Origin of the sequence: Nonomuraea antimicrobica (assembly GCF_039536965.1) — a bacterium.
Taxonomy (GTDB): Bacteria; Actinomycetota; Actinomycetes; order Streptosporangiales; family Streptosporangiaceae; genus Nonomuraea; species Nonomuraea antimicrobica.
Window position 1 is genome coordinate 1 of the sequence record NZ_BAAAZP010000222.1, and the last position, 24,984, is coordinate 24,984.

At 70.3% G+C, this 24,984-nt stretch carries 25 protein-coding genes; 16 read left to right on the forward strand and 9 right to left on the reverse strand.

Going from position 1 to position 24,984, the window contains the following annotated elements; all coding sequences use genetic code 11:
• The 3 genes from ABD844_RS47315 to ABD844_RS47325 all read left to right on the forward strand — a co-directional run.
• A partial coding sequence (locus ABD844_RS47315) for a TCP-1/cpn60 chaperonin family protein (protein WP_344894685.1) occupies positions 1-391 on the forward strand: 391 nt, incomplete at its 5' end.
• Between the two features lie 39 nt (positions 392-430).
• Complete coding sequence (locus ABD844_RS47320; protein ID WP_344894688.1) at positions 431-1,480, forward strand: glycoside hydrolase family 113 protein; 1,050 nt, start codon at positions 431-433, stop codon at positions 1,478-1,480.
• Positions 1,480-2,394, forward strand: coding sequence for an aldo/keto reductase (locus tag ABD844_RS47325; protein WP_344894790.1), 915 nt, complete (start codon positions 1,480-1,482; stop codon positions 2,392-2,394). Before ABD844_RS47320 ends, ABD844_RS47325 begins: the two co-directional genes overlap by 1 nt.
• A 97-nt stretch (positions 2,395-2,491) precedes the next feature.
• Here ABD844_RS47325 and ABD844_RS47330 read toward each other — a convergent pair whose 3' ends face one another.
• Positions 2,492-2,938: a MarR family winged helix-turn-helix transcriptional regulator gene (locus ABD844_RS47330; protein ID WP_344894690.1), complete on the reverse strand. Its 447-nt coding sequence runs from the start codon at positions 2,936-2,938 to the stop codon at positions 2,492-2,494.
• An 80-nt stretch (positions 2,939-3,018) separates the two neighbouring features.
• On the opposite strand from ABD844_RS47330, the gene wrbA reads away from it, so the two are divergent.
• Positions 3,019-3,696, forward strand: coding sequence for an NAD(P)H:quinone oxidoreductase (gene wrbA, locus ABD844_RS47335; protein WP_344894692.1), 678 nt, complete (start codon positions 3,019-3,021; stop codon positions 3,694-3,696).
• Between the two features lie 26 nt (positions 3,697-3,722).
• The gene (locus ABD844_RS47340) at positions 3,723-5,150 is read left to right on the forward strand and encodes an MFS transporter (protein ID WP_344894694.1); all 1,428 of its coding nucleotides are present in this window, start codon (positions 3,723-3,725) and stop codon (positions 5,148-5,150) included.
• A 53-nt stretch (positions 5,151-5,203) separates the two neighbouring features.
• On the opposite strand, the gene ABD844_RS47345 is transcribed toward ABD844_RS47340, so the two are convergent.
• The gene (locus ABD844_RS47345; RefSeq protein WP_344894697.1) at positions 5,204-6,556 is read right to left on the reverse strand and encodes a S41 family peptidase; all 1,353 of its coding nucleotides are present in this window, start codon (positions 6,554-6,556) and stop codon (positions 5,204-5,206) included.
• 88 nt (positions 6,557-6,644) lie between these two features.
• Here ABD844_RS47345 and ABD844_RS47350 point away from each other — a divergent pair, with 88 nt between their 5' ends.
• The 7 genes from ABD844_RS47350 (at position 6,645) to ABD844_RS47380 (ending at position 14,746) form a co-directional block, all read left to right on the forward strand.
• Positions 6,645-7,298: a response regulator transcription factor gene (locus ABD844_RS47350; RefSeq protein ID WP_344894700.1), complete on the forward strand. Its 654-nt coding sequence runs from the start codon at positions 6,645-6,647 to the stop codon at positions 7,296-7,298.
• The gene (locus tag ABD844_RS47355) at positions 7,295-8,395 is read left to right on the forward strand and encodes a HAMP domain-containing sensor histidine kinase (RefSeq protein WP_344894703.1); all 1,101 of its coding nucleotides are present in this window, start codon (positions 7,295-7,297) and stop codon (positions 8,393-8,395) included. The genes ABD844_RS47350 and ABD844_RS47355 overlap by 4 nt, the downstream gene beginning before the upstream one ends.
• Positions 8,396-8,712: 317 nt before the next feature.
• Positions 8,713-10,095, forward strand: a complete 1,383-nt coding sequence (locus ABD844_RS47360) for an OmpA family protein (RefSeq protein ID WP_344894706.1) — start codon at positions 8,713-8,715, stop codon at positions 10,093-10,095.
• Between the two features lie 156 nt (positions 10,096-10,251).
• On the forward strand, positions 10,252-11,196 hold the full coding sequence (locus ABD844_RS47365) for an ATP-binding cassette domain-containing protein (RefSeq protein WP_344894709.1): 945 nt from the start codon (positions 10,252-10,254) through the stop codon (positions 11,194-11,196).
• Positions 11,193-12,005 carry an ABC transporter permease gene (locus tag ABD844_RS47370; RefSeq protein WP_344894712.1) on the forward strand — a complete coding sequence of 271 codons (813 nt, stop codon included), beginning with the start codon at positions 11,193-11,195 and terminating at the stop codon, positions 12,003-12,005. The genes ABD844_RS47365 and ABD844_RS47370 overlap by 4 nt, the downstream gene beginning before the upstream one ends.
• Before the next feature lie 48 nt (positions 12,006-12,053).
• On the forward strand, positions 12,054-13,184 hold the full coding sequence (locus ABD844_RS47375) for a serine hydrolase domain-containing protein (protein WP_344894716.1): 1,131 nt from the start codon (positions 12,054-12,056) through the stop codon (positions 13,182-13,184).
• Between the two features lie 266 nt (positions 13,185-13,450).
• Entirely contained in the window at positions 13,451-14,746 is a 1,296-nt protein-coding gene (locus ABD844_RS47380) for a cytochrome P450 (protein ID WP_344894719.1), read from the forward strand.
• Here the strand turns inward: ABD844_RS47380 and ABD844_RS47385 are convergent.
• The gene (locus ABD844_RS47385) at positions 14,676-17,549 is read right to left on the reverse strand and encodes an AfsR/SARP family transcriptional regulator (RefSeq protein ID WP_344894721.1); all 2,874 of its coding nucleotides are present in this window, start codon (positions 17,547-17,549) and stop codon (positions 14,676-14,678) included. The genes ABD844_RS47380 and ABD844_RS47385 overlap by 71 nt on opposite strands.
• A 308-nt stretch (positions 17,550-17,857) precedes the next feature.
• Here ABD844_RS47385 and ABD844_RS47390 point away from each other — a divergent pair, with 308 nt between their 5' ends.
• Positions 17,858-18,733: an ACT domain-containing protein gene (locus ABD844_RS47390; protein ID WP_344894724.1), complete on the forward strand. Its 876-nt coding sequence runs from the start codon at positions 17,858-17,860 to the stop codon at positions 18,731-18,733.
• 87 nt (positions 18,734-18,820) lie between these two features.
• Here ABD844_RS47390 and ABD844_RS47395 read toward each other — a convergent pair whose 3' ends face one another.
• Positions 18,821-19,597 carry a helix-turn-helix domain-containing protein gene (locus ABD844_RS47395; protein WP_344894726.1) on the reverse strand — a complete coding sequence of 259 codons (777 nt, stop codon included), beginning with the start codon at positions 19,595-19,597 and terminating at the stop codon, positions 18,821-18,823.
• Between the two features lie 87 nt (positions 19,598-19,684).
• Between ABD844_RS47395 and ABD844_RS47400 the strand changes: the two genes are divergently transcribed.
• Positions 19,685-20,089: a nuclear transport factor 2 family protein gene (locus tag ABD844_RS47400; RefSeq protein WP_344894729.1), complete on the forward strand. Its 405-nt coding sequence runs from the start codon at positions 19,685-19,687 to the stop codon at positions 20,087-20,089.
• A 196-nt stretch (positions 20,090-20,285) separates the two neighbouring features.
• On the opposite strand, the gene ABD844_RS47405 is transcribed toward ABD844_RS47400, so the two are convergent.
• Genes ABD844_RS47405 through ABD844_RS47415 form a run of 3 tightly spaced genes read right to left on the reverse strand, consistent with a single transcriptional unit; the run spans position 20,286 to position 22,308 of the window.
• The gene (locus ABD844_RS47405) at positions 20,286-21,086 is read right to left on the reverse strand and encodes an ABC transporter permease (protein ID WP_344894732.1); all 801 of its coding nucleotides are present in this window, start codon (positions 21,084-21,086) and stop codon (positions 20,286-20,288) included.
• On the reverse strand, positions 21,083-21,955 hold the full coding sequence (locus ABD844_RS47410; protein WP_344894735.1) for an ABC transporter ATP-binding protein: 873 nt from the start codon (positions 21,953-21,955) through the stop codon (positions 21,083-21,085). The genes ABD844_RS47405 and ABD844_RS47410 overlap by 4 nt, the downstream gene beginning before the upstream one ends.
• Complete coding sequence (locus ABD844_RS47415) at positions 21,952-22,308, reverse strand: hypothetical protein (RefSeq protein ID WP_344894738.1); 357 nt, start codon at positions 22,306-22,308, stop codon at positions 21,952-21,954. The genes ABD844_RS47410 and ABD844_RS47415 overlap by 4 nt, the downstream gene beginning before the upstream one ends.
• 61 nt (positions 22,309-22,369) lie before the next feature.
• On the opposite strand from ABD844_RS47415, the gene ABD844_RS47420 reads away from it, so the two are divergent.
• Positions 22,370-22,759 carry a GntR family transcriptional regulator gene (locus ABD844_RS47420; RefSeq protein ID WP_344894741.1) on the forward strand — a complete coding sequence of 130 codons (390 nt, stop codon included), beginning with the start codon at positions 22,370-22,372 and terminating at the stop codon, positions 22,757-22,759.
• The gene (locus ABD844_RS47425; RefSeq protein WP_344894744.1) at positions 22,756-23,814 is read left to right on the forward strand and encodes a DUF1648 domain-containing protein; all 1,059 of its coding nucleotides are present in this window, start codon (positions 22,756-22,758) and stop codon (positions 23,812-23,814) included. The genes ABD844_RS47420 and ABD844_RS47425 overlap by 4 nt, the downstream gene beginning before the upstream one ends.
• Positions 23,815-23,889: 75 nt before the next feature.
• On the opposite strand, the gene ABD844_RS47430 is transcribed toward ABD844_RS47425, so the two are convergent.
• Complete coding sequence (locus tag ABD844_RS47430) at positions 23,890-24,282, reverse strand: VOC family protein (RefSeq protein ID WP_344894747.1); 393 nt, start codon at positions 24,280-24,282, stop codon at positions 23,890-23,892.
• Between the two features lie 94 nt (positions 24,283-24,376).
• Positions 24,377-24,877: a DinB family protein gene (locus tag ABD844_RS47435; protein ID WP_344894750.1), complete on the reverse strand. Its 501-nt coding sequence runs from the start codon at positions 24,875-24,877 to the stop codon at positions 24,377-24,379.
• Positions 24,878-24,984: the final 107 nt, after the last annotated feature.

Genomic DNA, 24,984 nt, shown 5'->3' on the forward strand with positions numbered 1-24,984 from the left:
CGTCCCCGGTGGTGGCGTGGCGCTGCTGCAGGCCGGCGCGAAGGCGTTCGACAAGCTGGACGTCAACGATGGTGACGAGGCCACGGGCGCGGCGATCGTGCGCAAGGCGCTGGAGGAGCCGCTCAAGCAGATCGCGGTCAACGCCGGTCTCGAGGGCGGCGTCGTGGTCGAGCGCGTGCGCAACCTCACCCCTGGCGAGGGCCTCAACGCCGCTTCCGGCGAGTACGTCGACATGTTCGAGGCCGGGATCATCGACCCCGCCAAGGTGACGCGCTCCGCGCTGCGGAACGCCGCCTCCATCGCGGCGCTGTTCCTGACGACCGAGGCCGTCATCGCCGAGAAGCCCGAGAAGACCCCCGCCGCCGTGCCCGGCGCGAACACGGACTTCTAGCGCATGTCCCACCCGCACCAACCCCCACGGAGACCCCTGATGCGTGCCTACGGTGTCACCTACGACACCGGCTTCCTGTCCGCCGGGACCACCACCCACGAGCCCTTCGACCCGGACGCGGTGCGCCGCGAGATGCAGATCATCCGCGACGAGCTGCACTGCGACGCGGTCCGGGTCACCGGGGGAGACCCGGACCGCCTTGAGACCGCCGCGCACCACGCCGCCCGCGCGGGCCTGGAGGTCTGGTACTCACCGTTCACCAACGGCCTCACCCAGGACGAGCTGATGACGTTCCTCGTCGACAGTGCCGAACGGGCGGAACGCCTGCGCCGGGAAGGGGCACGCGTCGTGTTCCTCACCGGCTCCGAGATCAGCCTGTTCACCAGTGGATTTCTGCCCGGCGAAAGCCTGGACGAGCGGCTTGGCCTGATGGCCGACCCCGCCCGGCTGCGCGCCGCGCTCCCCGAACTGGCCGCCCGCGTCAACACGTTCCTCACCCGGGCCGTCGCGCTGGTGCGCGAACGGTTCGGCGGATCGATCAGCTATGCCTCCCTGCCCTTCGAAGGCGTGGACTGGACTCCGTTCGACCTGATCGCCAGCGACGCCGGTTACCGTGACGCGACCACCGCGCCCATTTTCCGTGAGAGCCTGCGCGCGCAGCTCGCGCAGGGCAAGCCGTTCGCCGTCACCGAGTTCGGCTGCACCACCCACCGCGGGGCTGCCGCTCTGGGCGGACGCGGCGACTCCATCGTCGAATGGGACGAACGCGGCCGTCCCCGCCTGACCGCGACGGTCATACGGGACGAGGAAGAACAAGCCAGGTACATTCGCGAGCTGCTCGACATCCACGACGAGGAGGGCACGGACACGGCGTTCGTCAACACGTTCGCCCGCCGCGACCTGCCGACGTCATCCGAGCCCGTACGGGACCTCGACACCGCCAGCTTCGGCATCGTCAAGATCCTTGAGCACGGCCGCACCGGGACGGCCCATCCGGGGCTGCCGTGGGAACCGAAGGCCGCCTTCCACGCCCTGGCCGAATACGGCCGCGCCAGGAGAGCCGAGACCGAAACGAGGACGTTGACGTGATGCTGCCCACCACGATCCTCGGCAGGACCGGGCTGCGAGTGAGCCGCCTCGGCTACGGAGCCATGGAGCTGCGCGGCCCACAGGCGTGGGGCAAGCCGACAGGCGACGATCAGGCGCAAACGCTCCTGAACACGGTCCTCGACTCGGGCGTGAACCTCATCGACACCTCGCCGGACTACGGCGACGCCGAGGAGCACATCGGCCGCTGGATCTCCCACAGGCGCGACGAGTTCGTCCTCGTCAGCAAGAGCGGCTGCCCGCTGGGCGCGGACGGTGACCCACGGACGTTCCCGCCGCACGTGTACACGAGGGCGAACGTCCGCGCGTGCGTCGAGCAGAGCCTGCGCAGGATGCGTACCGACTATCTTGACATCCTGATGGTGCACATGAGCCCGAGCGTCGCCGTGATGCGGGCCGAGGACACCATCGCCGAGCTGCGGGCGCTTCAGGACGAGGGCGCGATCCGTTTCACCGGCATGTCAGGGGAGCTGCCCAACCTTCCTGAGCACATCGCGATGGAAGCGTTCGACGTGTTCCTTCTCCCTTACTCGGCGCTCGACCGCTCCCACGAGGAACTCATCAGCGCCGCCGCGGCCACCGGCGCGGGGACGATCGCCCGCGGCTCGGTCGCCCGCTCGCTCGTGGCTCCGCCCGAGTCCGTGCCGGAGCCGGTACGCCGGCCGCTCGCCGACCGGCACGCGCGGCTCGCCGCCGCCGGCCTGGACGAGCTGGCGGACGGCTCCTCGACGATGGAACTCCTGCTCCGGTTCATCCTCAGTCACCACGACCTGCACTCGTTGATCGTCGGCTCGACCCAGGTCGAGAACGTGCGGGCCAATGTCGCAGCCGCCCAGAAGGGCCCACTCCCGACGGACGTCTACGACGCAGTGCGAGACCGCCTCAGCCCGAGGTAGGAGGCCCGAGCCGGGCACCGTCCGCCGCGAGCCGGGCCCACCGCCACGCGGACGAGGCGCCTCTTGGCAGGCACAGGCGAGATCGAGACACCCCGATTCACCGGACGGGCCCGCCTCTCGAATCCACGTTCGCGGCCAAGGTCTTGAGGATGCCGGGTAGTTCCGCCACGGTCTGGGCGGGCAGGCCGGCCACGGTCTCCTGCGCCAGGGCGCGCCAGAGCTGCTTGATCTGGTCGACGAGCGTCTTGCCGCTGTCGGTGAGCTCGACGATGCTGGCGCGCCTGTCGGTGGGGGCAGGCGCGCGGCGGATGTGACCGGCGGCTTCGAGCTTGCGGGTCATGAGCGTGACGCTGGGCGGTTCGCAGCCGAGCGCCTCGCTGAGCTGGGCCTGGATCATCGGGCCGGTCCTGGCGAGTTCGAGCAGGAGCGCCTCCTGCCCGGGATGCAGGCCCAGCGGGACCAGCAGCGCCGCGGCCCTGGCCCGATGGCGCAGGCTCAGCAGGCGGATGGCCTGGTTGAGGGCGTCTGCTTGCTCGAAGTCCATGGGCTCTCCTTGACAAATTAGTTATGCGCATAATAGTTATCCGCATAACTAATGCTATCCGACATCGAGGAGCCCCGGACATGGCCGTGAAGATCGCCGTCATCTACTACAGCGCCACAGGCACCGTGCACGCGCTCGCCCAAGCCGTCGCCGAAGGCGCCATCGCGGCCGGGGCCGAGGTGCGGCTGCGCCGGGTCGCCGAACTGGCGCCCGACGGCGCGATCGACCAGAACCCGCGGTGGCGGCGGCACGCCGATGCCACCACGTCGATCGCCCAGGCCACGCTCGAGGACCTGGCCTGGGCCGACGCGTACGCGTTCGGGACGCCGACCCGGTTCGGCGCGCCGGCCGCGCAACTCAAGCAGTTCATCGACCAGGCCGGCGGGCTGTGGCGGGAGGGCACGCTGGCCGACAAGCCGGTCACGGCCTTCACCTCGGCGTTCAACCGGCACGGCGGTAGCGAGGCCACGATCCTGTCGCTGGGCAACGTGTTCTACCACTGGGGGTCGCTGATCGTCCCGCCCGGATTCACCGACCCGGCCGTGCACGCCGCAGGCGGCAACCCCTACGGCACGTCGATGACCGGCCCGGCCGCGGACGGCCCGGACGCCGCGACGCTGGAAGCGGCCAGGTACCAGGGACGGCGGCTGGCCGAGATCACGATCCGGCTGCTGGGAGCCGGCCGCGTCACCGATGCCGCCCCGGACGAAGGGAACGCTCGCGAGGCCCTGGCCGCGACCACGTCCAGGACCGCGTGAGCGGCGGGCCCGGCAAGGACGAGGTCATGACAAGCACCAGCACCGCAACGCGGCGGCCCAGGCCGCAGGCCGGTCCCGCCTGGATGGTCCTGGCACTGGCGTGCGCCTGCCAGTTCATGGTCATCCTGGACTCATCCATCGTCAACGTCGCCCTGCCCTCGATCCGCGAGGACCTCGGCTTCACCTCCACCGGACTGGCCTGGGTGGTGAACGGGTACCTGCTGACCTTCGCCGGCTTCATGCTGCTGGGCGGGCGCGCCGCTGACCTGTTCGGCCCGCGCCGGATCCTGGCCGCCGGGCTGCTCGTCTTCGCCGCCGCCAGCCTGGCCGGCGGCCTGGCGACCACTTCACAGATCCTGGTGGCGGCCCGCTTCGCGCAGGGCGTCGGAGCCGCCATGATGGCCCCGGCCACGCTGGCCGTGATCAACACCGGCTTCACCGAGCCGAACGCGCGGGCCAAGGCGTTCGGCGCGTGGTCCGCCGCGGGCGGTGTGGGCGGGATGGCCGGCGCACTCGCGGGCGGCGCCATCACCACCGGCCTGTCGTGGCGCTGGGTCTTCCTCATCAACGTGCCGATCGGCGCGGTGCTGATCGCCGTGGCCATGATCGCGCTGGCAGGTACGCGACCCGCCAGGCGGGAACCGCTCGACCTTGTCGGCGCGGTCACCGCGACGGCGGGGCTGGCCGCGATGATCTACGGGGTCATGCGAAGCGCCGATCACGGCTGGTCGTCGGTGCCGGCCGTCGGGCCGGTGGTGGCGGGCCTGCTGCTGCTCGGCGTCTTCGCCGCGGTGCAGGCGCGGTTCGCCGCCCGGCCGATGATGCCCCTGCGGCTGTTCAGGATCCGGGGCGTGGCCGTCGGCAACGGCATGCTGCTGCTGTTCGGCGGGATCACCGTCGCGATGTGGTACTTCACGTCGCTCTTCCTCCAGGGCGTTCTGGGCTTCAACGCGTTGCAGGCCGGACTTGGGCAGACGCCCGCGGCGGTGATGTTCCTGGTGGTCGCGCGGTGGGCCGCCGCCCTGCTGCCGAGGACCGGCGTACGCCTCCTGGTGCTGGCCGGTGGCGGCTGTTTCCTGACCGGGTTCGGCTGGCTCGCCCAGGCCGGCGCCGACAGCGGCTACGTCACCGGCGTGCTCGGGCCCACGCTGTTCGTCGCGCTCGGCATCGGGCTGACCTTCCCCACCCTCATGGCCGCGGCGACCGCCGACGTACCCGAAGGCGAGGCGGGCATCGTCGGCGGCCTGGCCAACACCACCAGCCAGGTGGGTGGATCGATCGGCCTGGCGGTGCTCGCGACGGCCGCCGGCGCCGAAACCGCCTCGCAGGCCGCCGCGAGCTCCCCGGCCGCCGCCCTCGCCACCGGCTACGACCTGGTCTTCCTCATGGCGGCCGGACTCGGCCTGGCCATCGCGGCGGTCAGCGTGTTGCTGCCCCGGCACCGCCGCACCTGATCATTCGCGTGGCGGCGCTCCGCCACCCGGTGTTGGCCGTCGCGGCGAGCGCGTCAGAGAAGAGAGAGCGCCTTGGCCACGCCCGGGTCGCGCCCGGTGGCCAGGTCGAGGGCGGTCATGGGGGCGTGGTGGTCGACCGGCACGCCGATCGTGTCGATGATCTCGCGGGCGGGCCCGAGATGCCGGATCCTGGGCAGGAGCAGGACGCTGCCGTCGTCGAGGAGGTACGCCTCGCTGGGGCCGGAGATGGCTCCGGCGGTGCGGGTGCCGATGAGGGTGCCCAGGTCGTTGCCCTTGACCGCCGCGCTGAAGTCCTCGCAGGCCGAGGCGCAGCCGCGGTCGGTGAGAACGATCAGGCGCGAGCCGAGCAGCGGGACGCTGTCGTCGGTCCGGTTGGGCACGCAGTCGCCCTTGAGCGGGCAGAAGTAGCTGGTGACCTTGCCGTGCGCGAACGCGCCGAGCAGCCGCGTCACCTCGCGAGGCGACCCGCCGCCGTTGCCGCGCAGGTCGAGGAGCACGGCCTTCGGTTTGTCCGACAGCTTGGCGATGACCTGGTCGGCTGCGCCTTCGTAGAATCCGGGCAGTTGGACGTAGGTGACGTCGTCGGCGAGCTTCTTCGACGTCACCGCCGGAGGCCGCTCCTCGACGGGGCCCTCCTTCAGTTCGACGACGCGGGTCCGTCCCGTCGTGGGCCGCTTGAGCGTGAGCCGTACCGTGCTGGAGGCGAAGGCGTCGACGAGACTCTGGTTCGGGGTGTCCCCGATGAACGCCGGCACGCCGTTGGCCTTGACGACGATGTCACCGGCCCTGATGTCGGCCTTGGCGGCAGGGCTGCCGGGCAGGACGCGGGTGATGAACAGCGGCGGTCGGGCCGCGGGGTCGAGCCGCGGTCCCTGCGCGGCCGACAGGCCCACGATGCCGGTTCCGGTCGGCCCGCCCTCCGGCGGCGGGGTCGGACGGACCCAGCGGGCGTGGTTGTCCTGCAGCCCGGCGACCATGCCGGTGATCGCGGCGCGCAGGGCGGCGGGGTCGCCGGCGCCGAGGACTTTCGCGAAGGCTTCCCAGTCGGCGCCGCGGTCCCCGGTCAGGGCGGGCAGGCTGAGGTCGGCCCGGTCGGCGCCGCGCCGCATCAGGTTCTGGGTGTAGGCGGCGAAGGCGCTCTTCAGCAGCGCCTTCGCATCCATGACCGGGCCGCTGTAATAGTTGTCCAGCACGCAGAAGTACGCCTGCCGGAGCGTGTTCACCGAGGTCGGCGGCGCCGATTCCGGCGGTGGCGCCGTGATGGCGGTGCAGCCCCCGCCCGGGGTGGTCGCCGGCTTCGGCTGAGGCGTCGGGGACGATGCGGACGCGGGTGCGGACATGGCGCAGGCCGTCACCAGGACGGCGGCGCAGAGGGCTCTGATCATGGTCGCCAGCGTGACCGGGAGCGGGTTGCCGCGTCGTGAACGGATCCGTTAACGCCACTGTTACCCCGGTTCGGGTACGAACATCGGCATGCGGATCCTGGTGGCCGAAGACGAACGCGACCTGGCCGATCTCGTGGCGGTGGGGTTGCGCCGCCATGCCATGGCCGTTGACGTGGTGTATGACGGGGCGGCCGCGGTGGAGCGGCTGGCGGTGCACGACTACGACGTGCTCGTACTGGATCGGGACCTGCCCGAGATGCACGGCGACCTCGTGTGCCGTGAGCTGGTGGCGCGCGGGAGCCGTACGCGGATCCTGATGATGACCGCGGCGGCGTCGGTGCCGGAGCGGGTCGCGGGCCTCGGGATGGGGGCCGACGACTACCTGCCCAAACCGTTCGACTACGCCGAGCTGGTCGCACGGGTGCAGGCGCTGGGGCGGCGCAGCCAGGCGCAGGTACCGCCGGTGCTGACGCGGCACGGAATCGTGCTCGACACCCACCGGCTGCAAGCCTCGCGGGACGGGCGGCACCTGCACCTGTCGCTCAAGGAGTTCGCCGTCCTCGAGGTACTGATGAGGGCGGACGGCGCGGTCGTGAGCGCCGAACGGCTGCTCGAGGAGGCGTGGGACGAGAACGCCGATCCGTTCACCACGGTGGTCCGGGTCCTGGTCAGCCGCCTGCGGGCCAAGCTGGGCGACCCGCCGTGCATCCAGACGGTTCCCGGCGCGGGATACCTGCTGTGACGACGATCCGGGTACGGCTCACGCTGATCTACTCCGGACTGTTCCTGCTGACCTCGGTCGTGTTGCTGGTCACGGTCAACCTCCTGCTGCGCCAGGCGCTGGACGCGCGGATCGCCCGGTTACCCGGGGGAGCGGTGGCGCCGACCGCGCCGACGCCGGGGGTGCCGGGCGATCGGCCGGCGCCGCTGCCCGAGCTGGTGAACGACGTGATCGGCTACCAGTGGGAGGTGACCGCGTTGACGGTCGGGATCCTGACGCTGGTCTCGCTGGTCGTCGGATGGCTGGTCGCCGGGCGGATCCTGCGGCCCGTTCACCGGATCACCGCCACCGCGCAGCGGCTGTCCCTGTCGACCCTGCACGAACGGATCGCGCTCGCCGGGCCGAACGACGAGCTGAAGGAACTGGCCGACACCTTCGACGCGATGCTCGACCGGCTCGAACGCTCGGTCGCGGGGCAGCGGCGGTTCATCGCGAACGCGTCCCACGAGTTGCGCACCCCGCTGGCCGTCCAGCGGGCGGCGATCGAGATCGGGCTCCCCGAGGAGGTCGGCGAGATCCGCGACACGCTCCTGCTCCACAACCACCGGGCGGAGCACCTCATCGACGCCTTGTTGGTCCTGGCCCAGGCGGAACACGGCCTGGACAGCAGGAGTCCGGTGGCTCTGGACCAGGTGGTACGGCTCGTCCTGGCGGAGAGAGGCTCGGACGGCATCACCGTGACGGAGCGGACCGAGCCGTTCGTCGTCGACGGGGACCCCGTCCTGCTGAACCGGCTCGTCACCAACCTCCTCGACAACGCGGTCCGCTACAACCATCCCGGCGGAACTGTCGAGGTGACGCTCTCCCGTGGGGTTCTGACGGTCCGCAACACCGGCCCGCACGTGCCGCGGGAGCGTTTCGGCGATCTCTTCGAGCCCTTTCGGCGGCTGCAGACGACCCGTGAACAGGGCGCCGGGCTCGGGCTGTCGATCGTCGCGTCGATCGCGAAGGCTCACGGGGCCGACGTGCGAGCGAGCTCCAACCCGGGGGGCGGGTTGGAGCTGGTCGTGGTGTTCGCGGCGGCTGAGGACGCGGCGCCTTCCTTCGAGACCCGGTAGCTCGGGGTCAGGCCGGCGAGCCCGCCCGGCCGCCGAAGACATGGTTTCCTTGCGCGACAACCCAGCACGACGACCTGTCAACGGGAATTACACCTTCACCATATAGGTACGAAAGTATGTCCAAAATGGGTTCCCGGATCGCCGTCCCTTTGATCGGTTTGCTCGCGGCCTCGGCCTGTTCTCTCTCGCCCGGGGCCGCGCCGGGCACCCCCGTCCCACCAGCGGCAACGCCCTCCGCCAGCACCCCGCCGCCCTCGGCCGGTGCGAGCGGCGCCGCCCAGGACAGCCGTCCGGCGCTGGCGCAGACCTTCAGCACGATGACCGAAAACCTCAAGGTCGAAGTGGTCGGGCTGAACCGGGTCAAGGGCAGACACCTGGTCGCCCAGATCCGGCTGACGAACACCGGCAGCGAGAAGAAGCTGCCGTGGACCGGCGAGATGGGCGACAACACCCGCCCGCTCGGCAAGATCCGATGGGCCTCCGGCATCGGCGTGCTCGACGCGCGGGCGCGTACGTGGATCCTGCCCTACCAGCCGGCCGGGTTCCCGTGTCTGTGCAGCGACCAGGACCGTGACGGCCTCGGCTACTTCATCGACCCGGGCGAGTCCGTCAGCCTGTACGCGGTCATGCCCGCCCCTTCCGGCAACCCCGAAACCGCCACGGTCGTCACCCCGGTGGGCCCGCCGATGGTGGACGTCCCGATCAGCGACGACCCACCGGCCACGCCTGCCGGGATGACGATCCCCGATCCGGACGCCGAGCCCGTCACCCCCGTCACCCGCCGCCTCGTGACCCCCTCCGAATCGCTCGACCGGAGCGAGGAGACCGAAGACGACGGCGCGGACCTGCGGGTCAGCCTCTCCTCGGACGTGCTGTTCGCGGTCGACGAGGCGACGCTCACGCCCAAGGCGCAAGCCGTCCTGGCCCGCGCCGCCAAGCTCGTCGACGCTTCGCCCGGCGCGAGCGTGCTGGTGGAGGGGCACGCGGACTCCTCCGGCACCGACGCCATCAACGACCCTCTGTCCACCCGCCGCGCCCAGGCCGTACGCCAGGCGCTGGCCACGATGGTCACCCGGCCAGGCGTGGAGTTCCAGGCCAAGGGGTACGGCTCACGCCGCCCGCTGTACAGCAACGACACCGACGAGGGTAAACGCCGCAACCGCCGCGTCACGGTGACGTTCGCCAAACCTCAGCCGGCCGCGCCCGCGGCCGAGGCCGAGGCCGCCACGCCGTCCGCGACCCCCTCCTCCAGCGCTTCCGGGGTGCCGGGTCTGACCGGTAGCGGCAAGGCGGACGGGCAGCCGATCTCCATGGAGATCACCGGGCTGCGGCAGCTGCCGGGCGGCCTGGGGCTGCTGACGTACCGGATCACGAACCAGGGAGCGGAAGAAGCCTGGTTCAACGAGCTGCACCAGGCCGGTGACTGGATGTCGTTCAAGTACCGGGCCGCCTTCAACGTCACGCTGACCGACGTGGAGGCCCGCCGCCAGTACCTGCCCGCCCGCCTCCAGGTGACCGACGGCGACAACACCGACTCCTACTGCGCCTGCACCGACGTGTCCGGCGTACGCCTGGCCACCGAGAAGTTCGCCCCCGGCCGCCAACGCGAGTTCTGGAGCCTGTTCGCCCTGCCCGAGACGGCCACCACACTGAACGTCAAGATCGCCGGCTTCGGCGACCTTCAGGTCCCGATCCAGTAGAGGTCGGCTTCCCGGCCGGATCGTTGACCGGCCTCGTTGATCCATGGTTTGGCGTCCGAACGTCTGCAGCCGCGCTCCCCTCACTTGCGTACGTCGTACCCAGTAGCCTAGCCTGGCTGCCGAAATCGAGTACAACGTACCCAGTGGAGGGATATCGTGGCGGAACCGATCGTGGTCGCCGAAGGGCTGCACAAGTCCTTCGGCGACACCCACGCGCTGCGAGGCTTGAGCCTGAGCGTCCAGCGAGGAACGGTCTGCGGCGTGCTCGGGCCGAACGGCGCAGGAAAGACGACCGCGGTGCGCATTCTGGCGACCCTGTCCGCCCCCGACGCCGGGCACGCCCGCATCGCCGGATACGACGTCGTCCGCGAGGCCGACAAGGTGCGGGCCAGGATCGGGCTCGCGGGCCAGTACGCCGCCGTGGACGAGAAGCTCACCGGCCGGGGCAACCTGCGCATGTTCGGGCGCCTCTCCCACCTGCCCCGGCGCGAGGCGCACCGGCGGGCCGACGAGCTGCTCGAACGCTTCGGCCTGACGCACTCCGCCGATCGCCAGGTCGCCGGCTACTCCGGCGGCATGCGCCGCCGCCTCGACCTGATCACCAGCCTCATCCTCCGCCCCGAGGTGCTCTTCCTGGACGAGCCGACCACCGGCCTGGACCCGCGCAGCCGCGGCGAGATCTGGGACGCCGTCCGCGAACTGGTCGCCGACGGCACCACGGTGCTGCTCACCACGCAGTACCTGGACGAGGCCGACCGGCTGGCCGACGACATCGCCGTCATCGACCACGGGCAGGTGATCGCCACGGGCACCCCCGACGAGCTGAAGGCCACCATCGGCGACCGCCTCGACGTCGTCGTCGAAGACCCCGCCACCCTGCGCCCGGCGGCGACCGTGCTGAACGCCCTGGCCGGGACCGAACCCACCACGACCGGCGCCGACCGGCTCAGCACCGCCGTGCCCGGCGGCGGCTTCCGGCTCGCCGACATCGTGCGCGAACTCGACCGCGCCGGAGTCGCCGCGGTCGACGTGAGCCTGCGCCGACCCACCCTCGACGAGGTGTTCCTGCGCCTCACCGACCGCGAGGAGACCGTCCGATGACCGCTCTCATCTCGCGCCTGCGCTGGACGTTCAGCGACGGGCTCACCCTGGTCGGTCGCGAGCTGGGACGGCTGCGCCAGGAGCCCGGCGAGATCGTCGGCGCGCTGGTCTTCCCGGCCGTCATGGTGGTGCTGTTCGGCTACGTCTTCGGCAGCGCCATCCAGGTGCCGGGCGGCGGCGACTACCGCGAATACCTCATGCCAGGACTGTTCTCGATGGTGACCTTCACGGCAGTGCAGGGGGTCATGGCGCGCATGGCCGCCGACGCCGCCCGTGGCGTGATGGACCGCTTCCGCTCCATGCCGATGGCGCGGCTGGCGGTGCCGTTCGGGCAGACCGGCGCCGACTCCCTGGTCGGCCTGCCGCTCCTGGCCGTCATGGTGGGCGCGGGCCTGCTGGTGGGCTGGCAGCCGCACCGCGGCCTGATCCTCACGGCCGAGGCGTTCCTGCTGATGATGCTGCTGCGGTACGCGCTGAGCTGGGTGGGCGTCTATGTGGGCCTGGTGGTGAAGAACGAACAGATCGTCGCCCAGGTGGTGGTACCGCTGTTCCTGCCGTTCACGATGCTGTCCAACTCGTTCGTACCGACTGACGGCATGCCGTCGTGGCTGCGGTTCCTGGCCGACTGGAACCCGGTCAGCGCGCTCACCGCCGCCTCCCGGGACCTGTTCGGCAACCCGGGCGGCCCGTCCGGCGACGTGGCCTGGCCGCTCGCGCATCCGGTGGCCGCCGTCCTGCTCTGGTCGGCCGTTCTGCTGGCGGTGTTCGTCCCGCTGTCGCTGCGCGCGTTCATGCGCAGAGGGCGCTGAACGCCGGGCACCTGCACGACCCCTTCTTCCCCTTCGAAAGGCATCGAAATGACACACGACATCCGCGAAGAAGTGCAGCAAATCCTGGACCGGGCTGTGGCCGAGGACGGCATTCCCGGCATCGTCGCCGAAGTTCGCAATGCCGACGGAACGTGGTTCGGCACCGCGGGAGTGGCCGACCTCACCACCGGGCATCGGCGCAAGCCCGGGGAGTACCTGCACATCGGCAGCTCCGGCAAGGCCTTCACCGCCGCCACGTTGCTGGCGTTGGCGGCCGAAGGCAGATTGAGCCTCGAAGACCCGGTGAACAGGTGGCTGCCCGGCGTCATGGACGCGGGCGGCTACGACGGCGACAAGATCACCATCCGGCATCTGCTCAACCACACCAGCGGCCTGTTCCTCACCGGCCTCGCACCAGAACTACAGCAGAGCATCGTCACCCAGCCGGCCCGCGTCTGGACCACCTCCGACCTGCTGCGCCTCGCGGTTTCCCAGCCGCCGGTCGGCGAGCCCGGCGTAGACTTCGTCTACGCCAACGGCGGCTACTACCTGGCCGGCGCGATCATCGAGCAGGTCACAGGCAACAGCTACGCCGCCGAGGTCGAACGCACGGTCATCCGTCCGCTCGGCCTGACCAGCACCTACGTACGGCCCGCCACCGACACCGGGTACCCGGACCCGCACCCCAGGGCATACGTCGCCAACATCCTCATGGACGGCGTCGACCCGGCCTCGCTCACCCCGGAGAACTACGCCTCCCTGGTCGAGCACTCCGACCTGCCGCCCATCGACAGCACCGAACTCAACACCTCATGGGGATGGGCGGCCGGCGGCGTCGTCTCCACCACCGGCGATCTGAGCCGCTTCCTCAAGGCGATCGCGACCGGCAGCCTGCTGCCACCGGCTCAGCACCGCCAGATGTGGACCATGGTCTCCTCCGGCAGCGTCGTCTGGCTGCCGCACGCCCGCTACGGCCTCGGCGTGATCGAGTTCGACAGCGCGGCGACCGACGGCCTGAACCTGCGAGGCGTGAGCGGCACCCTGCCCGGATCGTTCACCCTCGCGCTGACCACCGACGACGGCCTGCAGAGCGTCGTCGTCCACGCCACCATCGAGCCGAGGACCCTGGACATCCCCATCAAGATCATCAAAGCGGTGTACGGCGTCACCCTCGGCTGACCCCGAACGAGCGGCGTGTCGCTGCTGCCAGGCGTGGGCGTCGACGCCGACAGGGCGACCGGCCAGGCGGGGCAGGCGGGGCAGGCGGTTTTCATGCGGAGATCATGCGCCCGATGATCGATCGTGGTCAGTGACGTCAGTCGCGCTACGGAGGTTACGCATGAAGCACATCCGACACGCAGCCGTCCGGGTCCTGGGCCGGGTCCGCATGGGAGGTATGTACACCTACTGGAACTTCTTCAACTAGCGGATCCGAGGGCCGACGAGTGACGCATGCATCTGGTCCGGAGCGCCCGCCAGGGCCCCGAGGACACTGGTTGTTCGGTAACACCGAGGAGTACGACCGGGACAGGAACGGTTTCCTGGAACGGTGTCACCGTGAATACGGGGACGTCTTCTCGTTCGACGCCCGCACGATCGTGGTGTCCTCACCGGATCAGGTGCATGCGTTGCTCACCAGGACCAACAACGACTTCCTCGCCGAGAATTCGCCGCTGGCGGGAAGCACGGACACCGAGCGGATGGCGGCGGACGCCGAACTGTGGACCACGACCCGTCGCGCGGGCTGGCAGGGTTTGCACAGGAGGGTGGCGCAGGCGCACGCCGAGCGGTTGCGGGAGATCTTCCTCAAGACCGTCGGCGTCGGGGAGCTGGACGTGCTCGCCACCATGGCCGACTTCTTCGGCCGGGCGACCGCCGACTTCTGCCTGAGTGCCGACGCGCAAGGAGTGCCGGAGACGCTGGCCGAGAACGTCGCGGCGCTCGATCCCCTGTCTCGCGACTCGCTGCAGCTCCCGCCGTGGTGGCCATCGCGCAAGGTGCGGCGCTTCGCCCGCTCCCGCAAACGGCTGCTGGCGCTCATGACCGAGATCGTGAGCGGCCGTCGCGCGGCCGGGGATTCGTCCGCTCAGGATCTTCTCGGCGTGCTGCTCGCCCCGGGCGACCGGGAGCTGTCCGACCTGCAGATCGAGCGGTTCCTGCGCGGGATCATGCTGGCCGCGCTGGGCGTCCCGGCCGCCGCGCTCACCTGGATCGTGTACGAGCTGAGTACGCGGCCGGACGTGCTGGCCAGGGTGGAGGCCGAGGCCGCTGCGGCCGGTGATGTCCCGGTCATGGGGGATCTGCCGTACACCGAGGCGTTCGTCAAGGAGGTGCTCCGGCTGTGGCCGCCGACCTGGCTGATCGGCAGGACCGTACGCCGGGACACCGAGCTTGATGGATGGCGTCTCAAGACGGGGGATCAGGTGCTGTTCAGCCTGTATCGGCTGCACCGCGATCCACGCTGGTGGTCCGACCCTGACCAGTTGACGCCGGAACGGTGGCTGGAGCCTCGTGCCGCGCCCGTCAGGCACACCTACCTGCCTTTCGGCGCCGGGCCGAGGGTGTGCGTGGGGACTCAGCTCGGCATGATGCAACTGACGTTGACGACGTCGTGGCTGGTCAGCGGCATGAACATCACCCGGGTGCAGGATGCGGCGATGGTGCCCGATTTCAGCGGTCTGTTGGTGCCGCGTGACCTGAGGGTCCGGCTGCAGCGGAAGGCCGTACGGCAAGGCGCCTGATCCGCTCCTGAACGTTCTCGGCTTCGGCGGCGCGATGCTGCTTGTGGTAGAGATCGGCCGCCCGCTGCCAGGCGTCGCGGGCGGCGGCGGTTTGGCCCATTTCATGGTGAACCTCGCCGATGCGGACGAGGGTGTCGGCGCCCTGATAGGTGTTGCCGAGTCTCTCGCGTAGTTCGAGGCATCGGCCGTAGTAGCCGAGGGCCTGCTCGTGTTGCCGCGCCCAGTGGGCGATGTAGCCGAGGCTGTCGAGCGTGGCGGATTCGCCGTTCAGGTCCTCGTACTTCTGGAACAGCTCCAGCGCCTGCTCGCAGTACGTCCGCGCCTTCGGGTAATGGCCGAGCTTGGCGTGACACCAGCCGGCGGCGCTGAGCGCGTTGGCCTCCCCGAGAGGGTCCCGGAGCTGCCGCTGGAGGCGCAGGGCGTTCTCCACGTGAGGGATCGCGCGCTCGGGTTCGCCTCGCGCGAGCCAGGCGAACCCGAGGGTGTGGCTGGTGTGCGCCTGCCCGGTGAGGTCTTCCTCCTGCTCGAACAGCTTGAACGCGAGCAGCAGATGGTCCAGGCCGTCGCCGGCTCCGGAGTCCTGCGCGTAGGCGTACCCGAGGTACCAGTGGGCGAGGGCCCGGGTGCTCGGGAGCCCCAGTCGCTCGGCGGCGGCCAGGGCCGTCTGCCACGACCCGATGCGCAACTCGTGATGGCACCGCTTGTGGTACGTGTCCATCGCCCACGCCAGCCGCCAGACGGCCAGGTCCATGCCCAGTCGTACGGCGAGTCGCTGTACCTCGATGAGACTGGACCGCTCGTCCTCGAACCAGGCCAAGGCCGACGTGGCGTCCTCGAAGTCCTCCTGACCGGGCTCGGTGGGGATCTGCGCGGCGAATGGACGGTTGGGGTACAGCAGCCGGTCGCCGGCGCAGGCGGTACGCACGTAGGAGTCGATCAGGCGGGTGAGCGCCTCCGCCCGCTCCTGATCGGGCTGATCGGACTGCGCGCGTTCGGCGGCGTAGAGCCGGACCAGGTCATGCGTGCGGTATCGCCCGGGACGGTACTGATGGACCAGGTTGGCGGTTTCGAGATCGTGCAGCAACACCCTGGTACGGAAGGCGGGCAGGCCGGCGAGCGCGGCGGCCGATCGCAGGCTGATGTCCGGCCACGGCGTCAGTCCCAGAAGCGCGAACAGCCGGGCGGCGGCGGGGTGGAGGGCCTCGTAGGAGGAGGTGAACGCGGCCCGAAGGTCGGTGTCCAGGTCGCCGGTCTGCAGGGCGTCGAGGCGAGTGGCGGGGCTGCTCAGCTCCTCGGCGAGGACTGACAGGGGAAAACCGGGGTGCATGGCGGCCCGTGCGGTGAGCACACTGATCGCCAAGGGGATGCCGCCACTGTGCTCCACGAGGACGGCCGCGCTGTCAGGATCCGCGCCGATCCTCGATTCGCCCAGGTGGCGGCCGAGCAGGCTCCGCGTCTCGGCGCGGGTGAGGACGTCCAGCCCGATCAGGCCGGCACCGCGGGTGGCGGTCAGGCCAGGGAGGCGGTTGCGGCTGGTGACCACCACCATGCAGCCCGGGCTGCCGGGGATGAGCGGCTCGACCTGCGCCACGTGGCGGGCGTTGTCAAGCACGACAAGCAGGCGGCGGCCCGCGACCAGCGACCGGTAGAGCCCTGCCTGGGCCTCCTCCCCGGCGGGGATGGCCGCCGCCGGGACGCCGAGAGAGCCGAGAAGATGGCGCAGAGCCACATGAGCCGGCAGCGGGCCGCTGCTCGGGGCGAACCCGTGGAGGTCGACGTAGAGCTGGCCGTCGGGGAAGAGGCCGAGGTTGTCGTGCGCCCAGCGCAGGGCCAACGAGGTCTTCCCCATTCCCCCGGTCCCGCTGATGGCGGCGATGGCCACGCTGTTCCCGGTCCGGTCGCGGGCGAGGCGGTCCAGCTCGGCGTGTTCGCGTTCGCGGCCGACGAAGTGCGGTGGCGGAGCAGGTAGCTGCCGGGGGACCGGCGAGGCCATCGGACGTGGCTGACGAGGTGACTGCTCCGGAGCGGTGTCCGGGGCTTCGGCCGTGGCGTCGGAGGTGAGGATCCGGTGGTGAAGACGTTGCAGGTCGTGTTCGGGCTCCAGGCCCAGTTCCTCGGTGGTCCGTTCGCGAAGGCTCCGGTAGACCGCCAGAGCATCGGCACGTCTGCCGCTCCGGTACAGGGCGAGCATGAGCTGACCGTGTGCCGCCTCACGCAGGGGGTGATCCGTGACGACCGCGGTGAGCTCGGCGATGGCTTCGGCGTACCTGCCCATCGCGAGCATGGCCGCGCCCCGCTCCTCCAGCGCTTCCAGACGCAGCCCCTGGAGCCTGGCCGCTTCCGCCGGAACGAAGGAGCCGTCGATCCCCACCAGCGGCGCTCCGTGCCAAAGCCTCAACGCCTCGTCGTAGCGGGTCACCGCGGCCTCCGGGTCACCTCTGGCCGTCGCCTTGCGGGCGTGCGCCGTACAGTCGAGGAACCTGACCAGATCGAGCTGGTCGGGCGTCAGCCGCACGACGTACCCGGGTCGCTGCGTACGGATCAGATCGTTCCCTGCGGCGATGCACGTCTTCCTGAGGTCGGAGACCAGCATCCTGACGCGCGAGGAAGGGGAGCTGGGCAGCGGCTCGCCCCACAGCAACTCCGCCAGCCGCTGGACCGAAACCACGTGGTTGGCGCTCAGCAGCAGGATCGTCAGCAACGCCCCCTGTTTGCCGGTCAGGACGACATTTTCGGTATCGGTCTGGAAGCCCACCGGTCCAAGCACGCGGAACCTGGCCCGCGTACGACCTTCAGAACTCACCGACAACCTCCATCCGAGCCGACGAACCCGACGTGTGGAAATTGCTCCAGGACCTTGTCAGGATAGTCGAGACTTGATCATCACTCCTTGGCGATCAGGTGCGGACGGCCGCGTCAACAAGACACCGCACCTGCTCAGCGTTCTGGAAGGAGTGCTGATGGTGCACCTCGTCTCGGCCTGATCACCGCTTCGGCGTCCGCCGGTTCGGCGACCCGGGCTTTGCGGGCGGTCATGCGGTGAACGCGGCTTAATGCCGTCGCAACCTTGCCGTCAGTAACCAGGTAACAACTCATGGACACACTGGGGTCATGAGCGATGCTCCAAAGGTGATTCACCCACGTTCCGGACATGGCAATCAGCAGGCGCACTCGTGGCGGCGGGAGCTCGCCGAACTCGCCGCACTGTTCCTCGCGGTCGGCCTGGCGCACCTGTTCGCGACGCTGCTCGGGCACGCGGATCCGGGCCCTTTCGTGCTGGTCGGGCTGGGGGTGGCGGTGATAGTCGGAGCCGCGATCCACAAGCGGATGGGCCGCCGACCGGCCAGGAGGGCGGCCGCGCTCCCGGTGGACGGCGGCGCGGGATCACCCATGGCGTTGTGGCGCATCCGCATGCGGGTGGTGGAGCGGCCCGGCCGGCTCGCCAGCGTGGCGGGCGCGTTCGGCCGCCTGGGATGCAACATACTGACCCTGCACATCGCCCCGACCGGCAGCAGCGCCATCACGCCCGCCGGATGTGACGCGCTCGACGAGTTCGTCATCGAGGCGCCGCGCGATCTGGCGCTCGACGCGCTGGCCGGGGCGCTGACCGAGGCCGGCGGGTACGGCGTCGTGATCGTGCCCGCGCAGGTCAAGGACCTCACCGACCCGGGCGTTCAGGCGTTCGTGCTGGCGCAGCGGGTCGGCGCCGACCCCGACCGGCTGCCCGAGGCGATGGCGGAGCTGCTGCGGGTGCCGCAGGTCGAGTGGCGGCGTCCCGGCGACACCGTGGACGAGGGCGCCGAGCTCAACACCACCATGGTGATCTCCGTGAACCCCGACCGTGCCCTGCTGATCAGGCGGCCCGAGCTGCCCTTCACGCCGACCGAGGCGGCCAGGGCGGCGGCGCTGACCGCCGCGGCCCGCCAGGCCCGCTACACCAGCCCGACGCCCGCGGCTCCCGGGCGGAGCGGGACCCCTTCGGCTTGAACCCCGAGCTCCGCACCCAGCCGTTACCGGCGACGTACGTTCAGCGTGTTTCACTCACCGCGGTACTGCGACGTCGTGTCGCACAACTCAAGGGCTATTCGCGTCGGACGTGGTGAAGAAGGCGGCGCTTTCGGGGTCCGTCGGGTAGTAGGACTCGATCGCGACCTCGTCCAGGGTGATGTCCATCGGGGTGCCGAACGTGGTGGTGGTCGAGAAGAGCCGCAGCTCTCGCCCGCCGAACCGGAAGATCATCGGGATCGTGACCTCGGACTCGATCGGGTGGCTCGCGTCCTCGGAGCCGGGCGTCAGCAGTTCCTCGTAGAGCGCGGTGAGCTGGGGGTCGGGAGCGGCGGCGAGCTGACGCGTGATCCGGGTGCGGAGCACCGCACGCACCTCGGCCAGATTGACGATGTGAGGGGCGAGCCCGCGCGGGTCCAGTCCCAGCCGTACCAGATTGATCGGCGGTCGCAGCAGGTCGGGGGCGACGCCTGTGAGGAACGGGTCGATGCCGCGATTGGTCATCACGATGTTCCATCGGCGATCGTGGACCAGCGCCGGGTACGGCTCGTGCGCGCGCAATACCCTCGCGACCGCGTCCCAGGCCGCCGACAGCGCCTCCCCGTCGAGCGGCCGCTCCGGGTAGCGGGGCGCGAAGCCGGCGGCGAGCAACAACCTGTTGCGCTCCCGCAACGGCACGTCGAGCTGCTCGGCGAGCCGGAGGATCATGCCGGCGCTCGGGTTGGACTTGCCGGTTTCCACGAGGCTGACGTGACGGGCCGACACGTCGGCGGCGATCGCGAGATCGAGCTGACTGAGCCGCCTGCGATGCCGCCATTGCCGTAGCTGTTCCCCGACCGTGTGCATGGCCGCCGATGTTACTCGTTCTCGGGCCGTACGCCATGACATGGGAGTTCATCGACAGTCGTCTCGGTGGCGGGAACACTGCTTGCCATGACTACGCAGGACATGACCACAGACAACAAGAGCATCGTTCAGCGGGCGCTGGCGGCCCTGGTCGCGACGGGCGACGTCGAGGCGCTCGCGCCGCTGCTGAGCGATGACTTCATCCACCACAGGCCGGATGCGACCTCGAAGTCCAAGGCGGAATGGCTCGCCGCCGTGGGCGCCGCGCTCGTCCCGCTCGCCGGCATGCAGGTCGAGATCCAGCATGTGCTGGCCGACGGCGACAACGTCGTGATGCACTCGCGGCGCCGGCTGCCCGACGGCGGGCCGGAGATCGTGGTCGTCGACATCTGGCGGCTCGACGACGGGCTGATCGCCGAGGCGTGGGAGATCATCGAGCCGGTCGCCCAGGCGGCCGCCCATCTGGCGTGGTGGGAACCCACTCATCACTGACCCTGACACCATCCGGACGCCACGGCCGTGAAACGCGTGGGGCATCGACGGCGAGCCGATGCCCCACCACGTGACGAACGCCTCCGTCTGGCCGTCGCCCCGCCTCGATCCGAACCTCCTGACGAGGCTGGGCGACAAAGAGAACCCCAGCGGCGGCGCGACGTGGACGCCAACAGCCCACACGCACACGTGCTGGTCAAGTGATGTCCCGCCGCAGTGGTGCGGCGACGGCGATGGCGGCGGCGATCAGGGCATAGCCGAGCAGCACGGCGGCGCCGAGGGGCGCGGAGAGCAAGGCGGTGGCGGAGGTGCCGGTCTGGTCGGCGATGGCGTCGGCCAGGTAGGTGAATCCGGTCAGCGCGGCGGTGGCGCCGCCGGGCAGGTAGGGATAGACCGCTTTGACGCCGGGCATGAGCATCAGGAGAGTCTCGATCATGTAGAGGTAGGCGCCGACCGCGACGAGCGCCGTCACCTGGTTGCGCAGGATGGCGCCTGCTGCCGCGCCCAGCAGGGTGTAGAGCGCCATGGCCAGCGCGATGCGGGCCAGGAGCGCCACGACGGTGCCGGCGGGCAGGCCGAGGGTGACGTCCTTGAGCGCGGCGGCTCCGAAGAGGGCCCCGGCGGCGACCGTGGAGGCGATGAGGCCGTAGGCGAGTCCACCTCCGGTGTAGGTGACGAGCTTGGCGACCAGCCAGGTCGACCGCTGGGGGGCGAACAGCGCGGTGGTGGTGATGGTCCGGTGCCGATATTCGGTGGTCACGGCGGCCGTGCCGAGCAGGGCCGGGATGAACATCGTGAACCCGAGCAGTCCGAGCAGCACGTGTACGCCCTGCGCCGTGTCCAGGCCCGGCATGGGCGGGGTGAAGTTCTCCGGGCCGACGAGCGCGAGCAGCCCGGTGAAGGCTCCGCTGCCGAGGGCGGCCAGCAGAGCCCAGCACCACAGCCTGGTGCCGATCAGGCGGGTCCACTCCGCCGCGATCGCAGAGGACGCGATCATTGGTCGTCTCCGATGAGGTTGAGGAACGCCTGCTCGAGGGTGGGGCGTTCGAGGGTGATCTCGTACAGGGCGATGCCGTGGGCCGCGGCGGCGGTCGCGACCTCGGCGGTGGTCATGCCGTGGATGCGCAGCGTGTCCGGCCCCAGGACGTCCGCGGGGACCCTGAGGTGGCTCCTTAGCTGGTCCGCCTGTGGTGAACGGACGAGTACGGCCGCCGCGCCGGACAACTCGGAGGTGGGGCCGGTGGCGACCAGCCGCCCCTGGCGGATCACCACGACGTGGTCCGCGGTCTGTCCGATCTCACTGAGGACGTGGCTGGAGACCAGGATGGTGCGCCCCTCGGCGGCCAGGTCGCGCAGGAACGTGCGCAGCCAGGCGATGCCCTCGGGGTCGAGGCCGTTGCTCGGCTCGTCCAGCAGGAGCACTCGAGGGTCGCCGAGCAGGGCGGTGGCCAGGCTGAGGCGCTGGCGCATGCCGGTGGACAGCGTACGGGTGGCGCGGTCGGCGAAGGACGACACCCCGGTCAACTCGGCGACCTGCGTGGCGCGGGCGTTGCCGTACCGGCCCATGCGGGCGTAGACCCGCAGGTGGTGCAGGGCCGTGTGGTCGGGGTGGAAGCCGGAGCCGTCCAGTACGGCGCCGACGGTCGCGGACGGCCTGGGCAGGTCGGCGTAGCGCCGGCCGTCGATGGTGGCGGTGCCGGAGTTCGGCGCGATCAACCCCAGCATCATCCGCATGGTGGTGGTCTTGCCTGCGCCGTTCGGCCCGAGGAAGCCGGTCACCGTGCCGTCACCGACCTCGAAGCTGAGGTCGGTGACGGCGGACACGGGGCCGAACGCCTTGGTCAGGCCGCGTACCTCGACGCTCACCGGCGCACCGCCGTCAACTGGCGCAGGATCTCCTCGGCGTCCTGGACGCTGAGGATCAGCTCGTCAAAACCGGCGACCCGGTATTTCAGGACGATTCGCAGGCCCGGGACACCTCGATGGGCTCCCACCAACTGCTTGACGCCGCTGAAGGACGTCCAGGTGCCGAGCTTGGTGTGGCCGCTGACGACCAGGCCGGATCGCAGCCCTTTGGCCGCGGCGAGCGGCCGGTCGAGGTGGTGGACGTCGGCGATCGCCGCCAGCGGCACGCTCACCTGGCCGGCTTTGACGAACAGCCGTGTCCACGAGGGGAAGCGCACGCTCAACGTCGTGTCGTGAACCTGTACCTGGATCATGGCGTCTCCTTTCGACCATGTGCATCTGTTCTATTAGTTGTATATCAGATAGTCTTGCCGTGTGCGGCTGACACTTGACCTGGACAGCGAGACCCCGATCTACCAGCAAATCCGGGATCGGATCGTGGAGGCGATCGCGCGCGGGCAGGCACGCGAAGGCGACCCGCTACCCTCGACACGGCAGCTCGCCGCGGACTTCGGTATCAATTTCCATACCGTGAACAAGGCCTACGACCTGCTACGACAGCAGGGCGTCATCCGGATCAACCGCAAGAGCGGCGCGGTCATCCGGCGCGATGCCGGCACCGGCCCACCTGAGCCAGGATTCACCGACGACTGGGAAGAGAAAATGCGCGTACTACTGGCGGACGCCACCGTTCACGGCCTGGACCGCGACGATGTGATTCGACGCTGCGAGGCGATCCTGGCCGGCTTCCGGGAGCGGTCGTGACGCCGTCCATCACCGCCGGCCTGGCTCTGGTCGCGCTGGTCGGGTGCCTCATGCTGGCACTGCCCGCGCTGGCCAGGCCGACGCTGCCGTTCGGCGTGCGGGTGGCCGCCGAGCGGGCCGACGACCCGGTGATCCTCGCCCAGCGGCGGATCTACGCCCGTCTCGTCGTCCTGATGACCGCCGTGGCCGCGGCGCTCTCGGTTCTCACCGGGCAGGCGGCCGTGACGGCAGGGGTCCTGGCCGCCGCCGATCTGCTGCTGTACTACCGCGCCCATCTCAAGGTACGCGCCACCAAGAACGCGGGCGGATGGGCGGCCGAGCGGCGTCAAGGCGTCACCGTGGACACCACGTTCCGTACCGATCCCGTCCGTGTGCCGTGGATGTGGGGGTTGCCTGCCCTGGTGATCCTGCTGCTCACCATGGGGATCGGCTGGGGGCGGTCCGGCGCCGTCGCCGAACGGTTCGAGCCGGTGCTGTATCAGGCCGCGCTCACCCTGCTGGTCATCGTCGTGATCCTGATCGTGCTGCGTGCCCGTCCCGACCTCGACGCGGCCCGGCCCACGGGCTCGGCTCGCCGTTACCGCACCTACCTGCGCGGTGTCGCTGTATTGTCGCTGCTGTCGGCCGCCTGCCTCAACCTCAGCCTCCTCATCTGGGCGCTGCGCCTGTGGGGGGTCGTGGCGGCCACAGTCGTCTGGCAGGTGGCCGTGTGTCTGCCGTTCGCCGTGCTGCTGGGTGGATGGCTGGTCTGGGAACTTAAGGTGGGCCAGGCAGGGCACCGCCTGCCCGCCGTGCCAGGTGAGGAAGAGGAAGATTCCGGGATCACGCAGCGCGACGATGACCGGCACTGGTTCCTGGCGGGCACGGTTTACGCCAACCGGCGCGACCCCGCCCTTCTCGTCCACGCCCGTTTGGGCTCCTCCACCTGGACGATCAACCTCGGGCACCCCATCGCCTGGCTTCTGTCCGCCGTTCTCGTCGTCGCCATCGCGATGTTCGTCCTGGCGGCGGTTTTCGGCGGCATCGACCTGCCGCAGAAGCGGAGCATCTTCTGACGCCAGGCGGTCGCGGATCAGGAAGCGCGCCTGGCAGCCAGCGTCCTGTACGGCTTTGGCTCAGGCCGGCGTCCGTCAGGTCGGGCCGAGCAAGTCCCAGCGGTTCCCGGCGATGTCGAGGAACACCGCCACCCTCCCGTAAGCCTCGGCACGTGGCGAGGTGACGAACTCGACCCCGGCGGCCGTCATCCGCTGGTAGGCGGCGTCGAAGTCATCCACCCGCAGGAAGAACCCCACGCGGCCGGCGACCTGGTTCCCGACGACCGCCGCCTGCTGGTTCCCGTCTGCGCGGGCGAGCAGGATGCCCGTTTCTGCACCCGGCGGACGGACCACCACCCACCGTTTCGGACGCCCGTCGTTCGTCAGTGACGGAGAGTCCTCGACCAGCTCGAAGCCGAGCACGTCGACGAAGAAGACGATAGCCGGGTCGTAGTCGTCCACGACCAGCGCCACAAGATCGATTCGCACCTCCCCGAGGATACGCCAACACGGCACATAGCCGTTCGAGGCGGCGACCACGTGCGCGATGCCGAGGTCGCAGATCTGCCGCTTCGGGGGTGGATCAGCGCCCGGTCGCGCCGTCGATCAGTTCCCGCAGGATGTCCGCATGGCCCGCGTGGCGGCCGGTCTCCTCGATCATGTGGGTGAGTGCCCAGCGGATGCTGGGAGCGGGACGGCCCGGCCGCGGTCGAGGGATCGGTGCGCTCGGATCGGTGCACCCGTCGAGCACCTCGTTCGCGCGCTCGACCGCCTCTCGGTAGCGGGCGACGACCTCGGCCACGCTGTCCACCGGCGCGGCCTGGAACGTGGCCTGCCAGTCGGTGACGTCGTCCCCGAGGAACATCGCACGTTCGACGAAGGTCAGGTGGTTGAGCAGGCCGAGCAGGTTCGTGCCCGACGGCACCGCGGCTGCTCGCGCCTGCGGTTCGGGCGCGCCCTCGACCTTCGCGGCGATCGAGGCCCGGAGGTAGTCGAGGAAGCCGCGCAGGGTCGCGATCTCGCTGCTTCCTGTCCGGGGCGGCGGGGTGTCGCGGCGGCGGTGGCGGCGGGTGGTGCTGGGCACTGTGGTCTCCTTGTTCCTGGTCGGGAGCCGGGTCAGGTGGTACGGCGGATGAAGCACTCGTTCGGTATGCGCCTAGCTTTGCCGTACGCGCCGCGTTCTGGCATGAA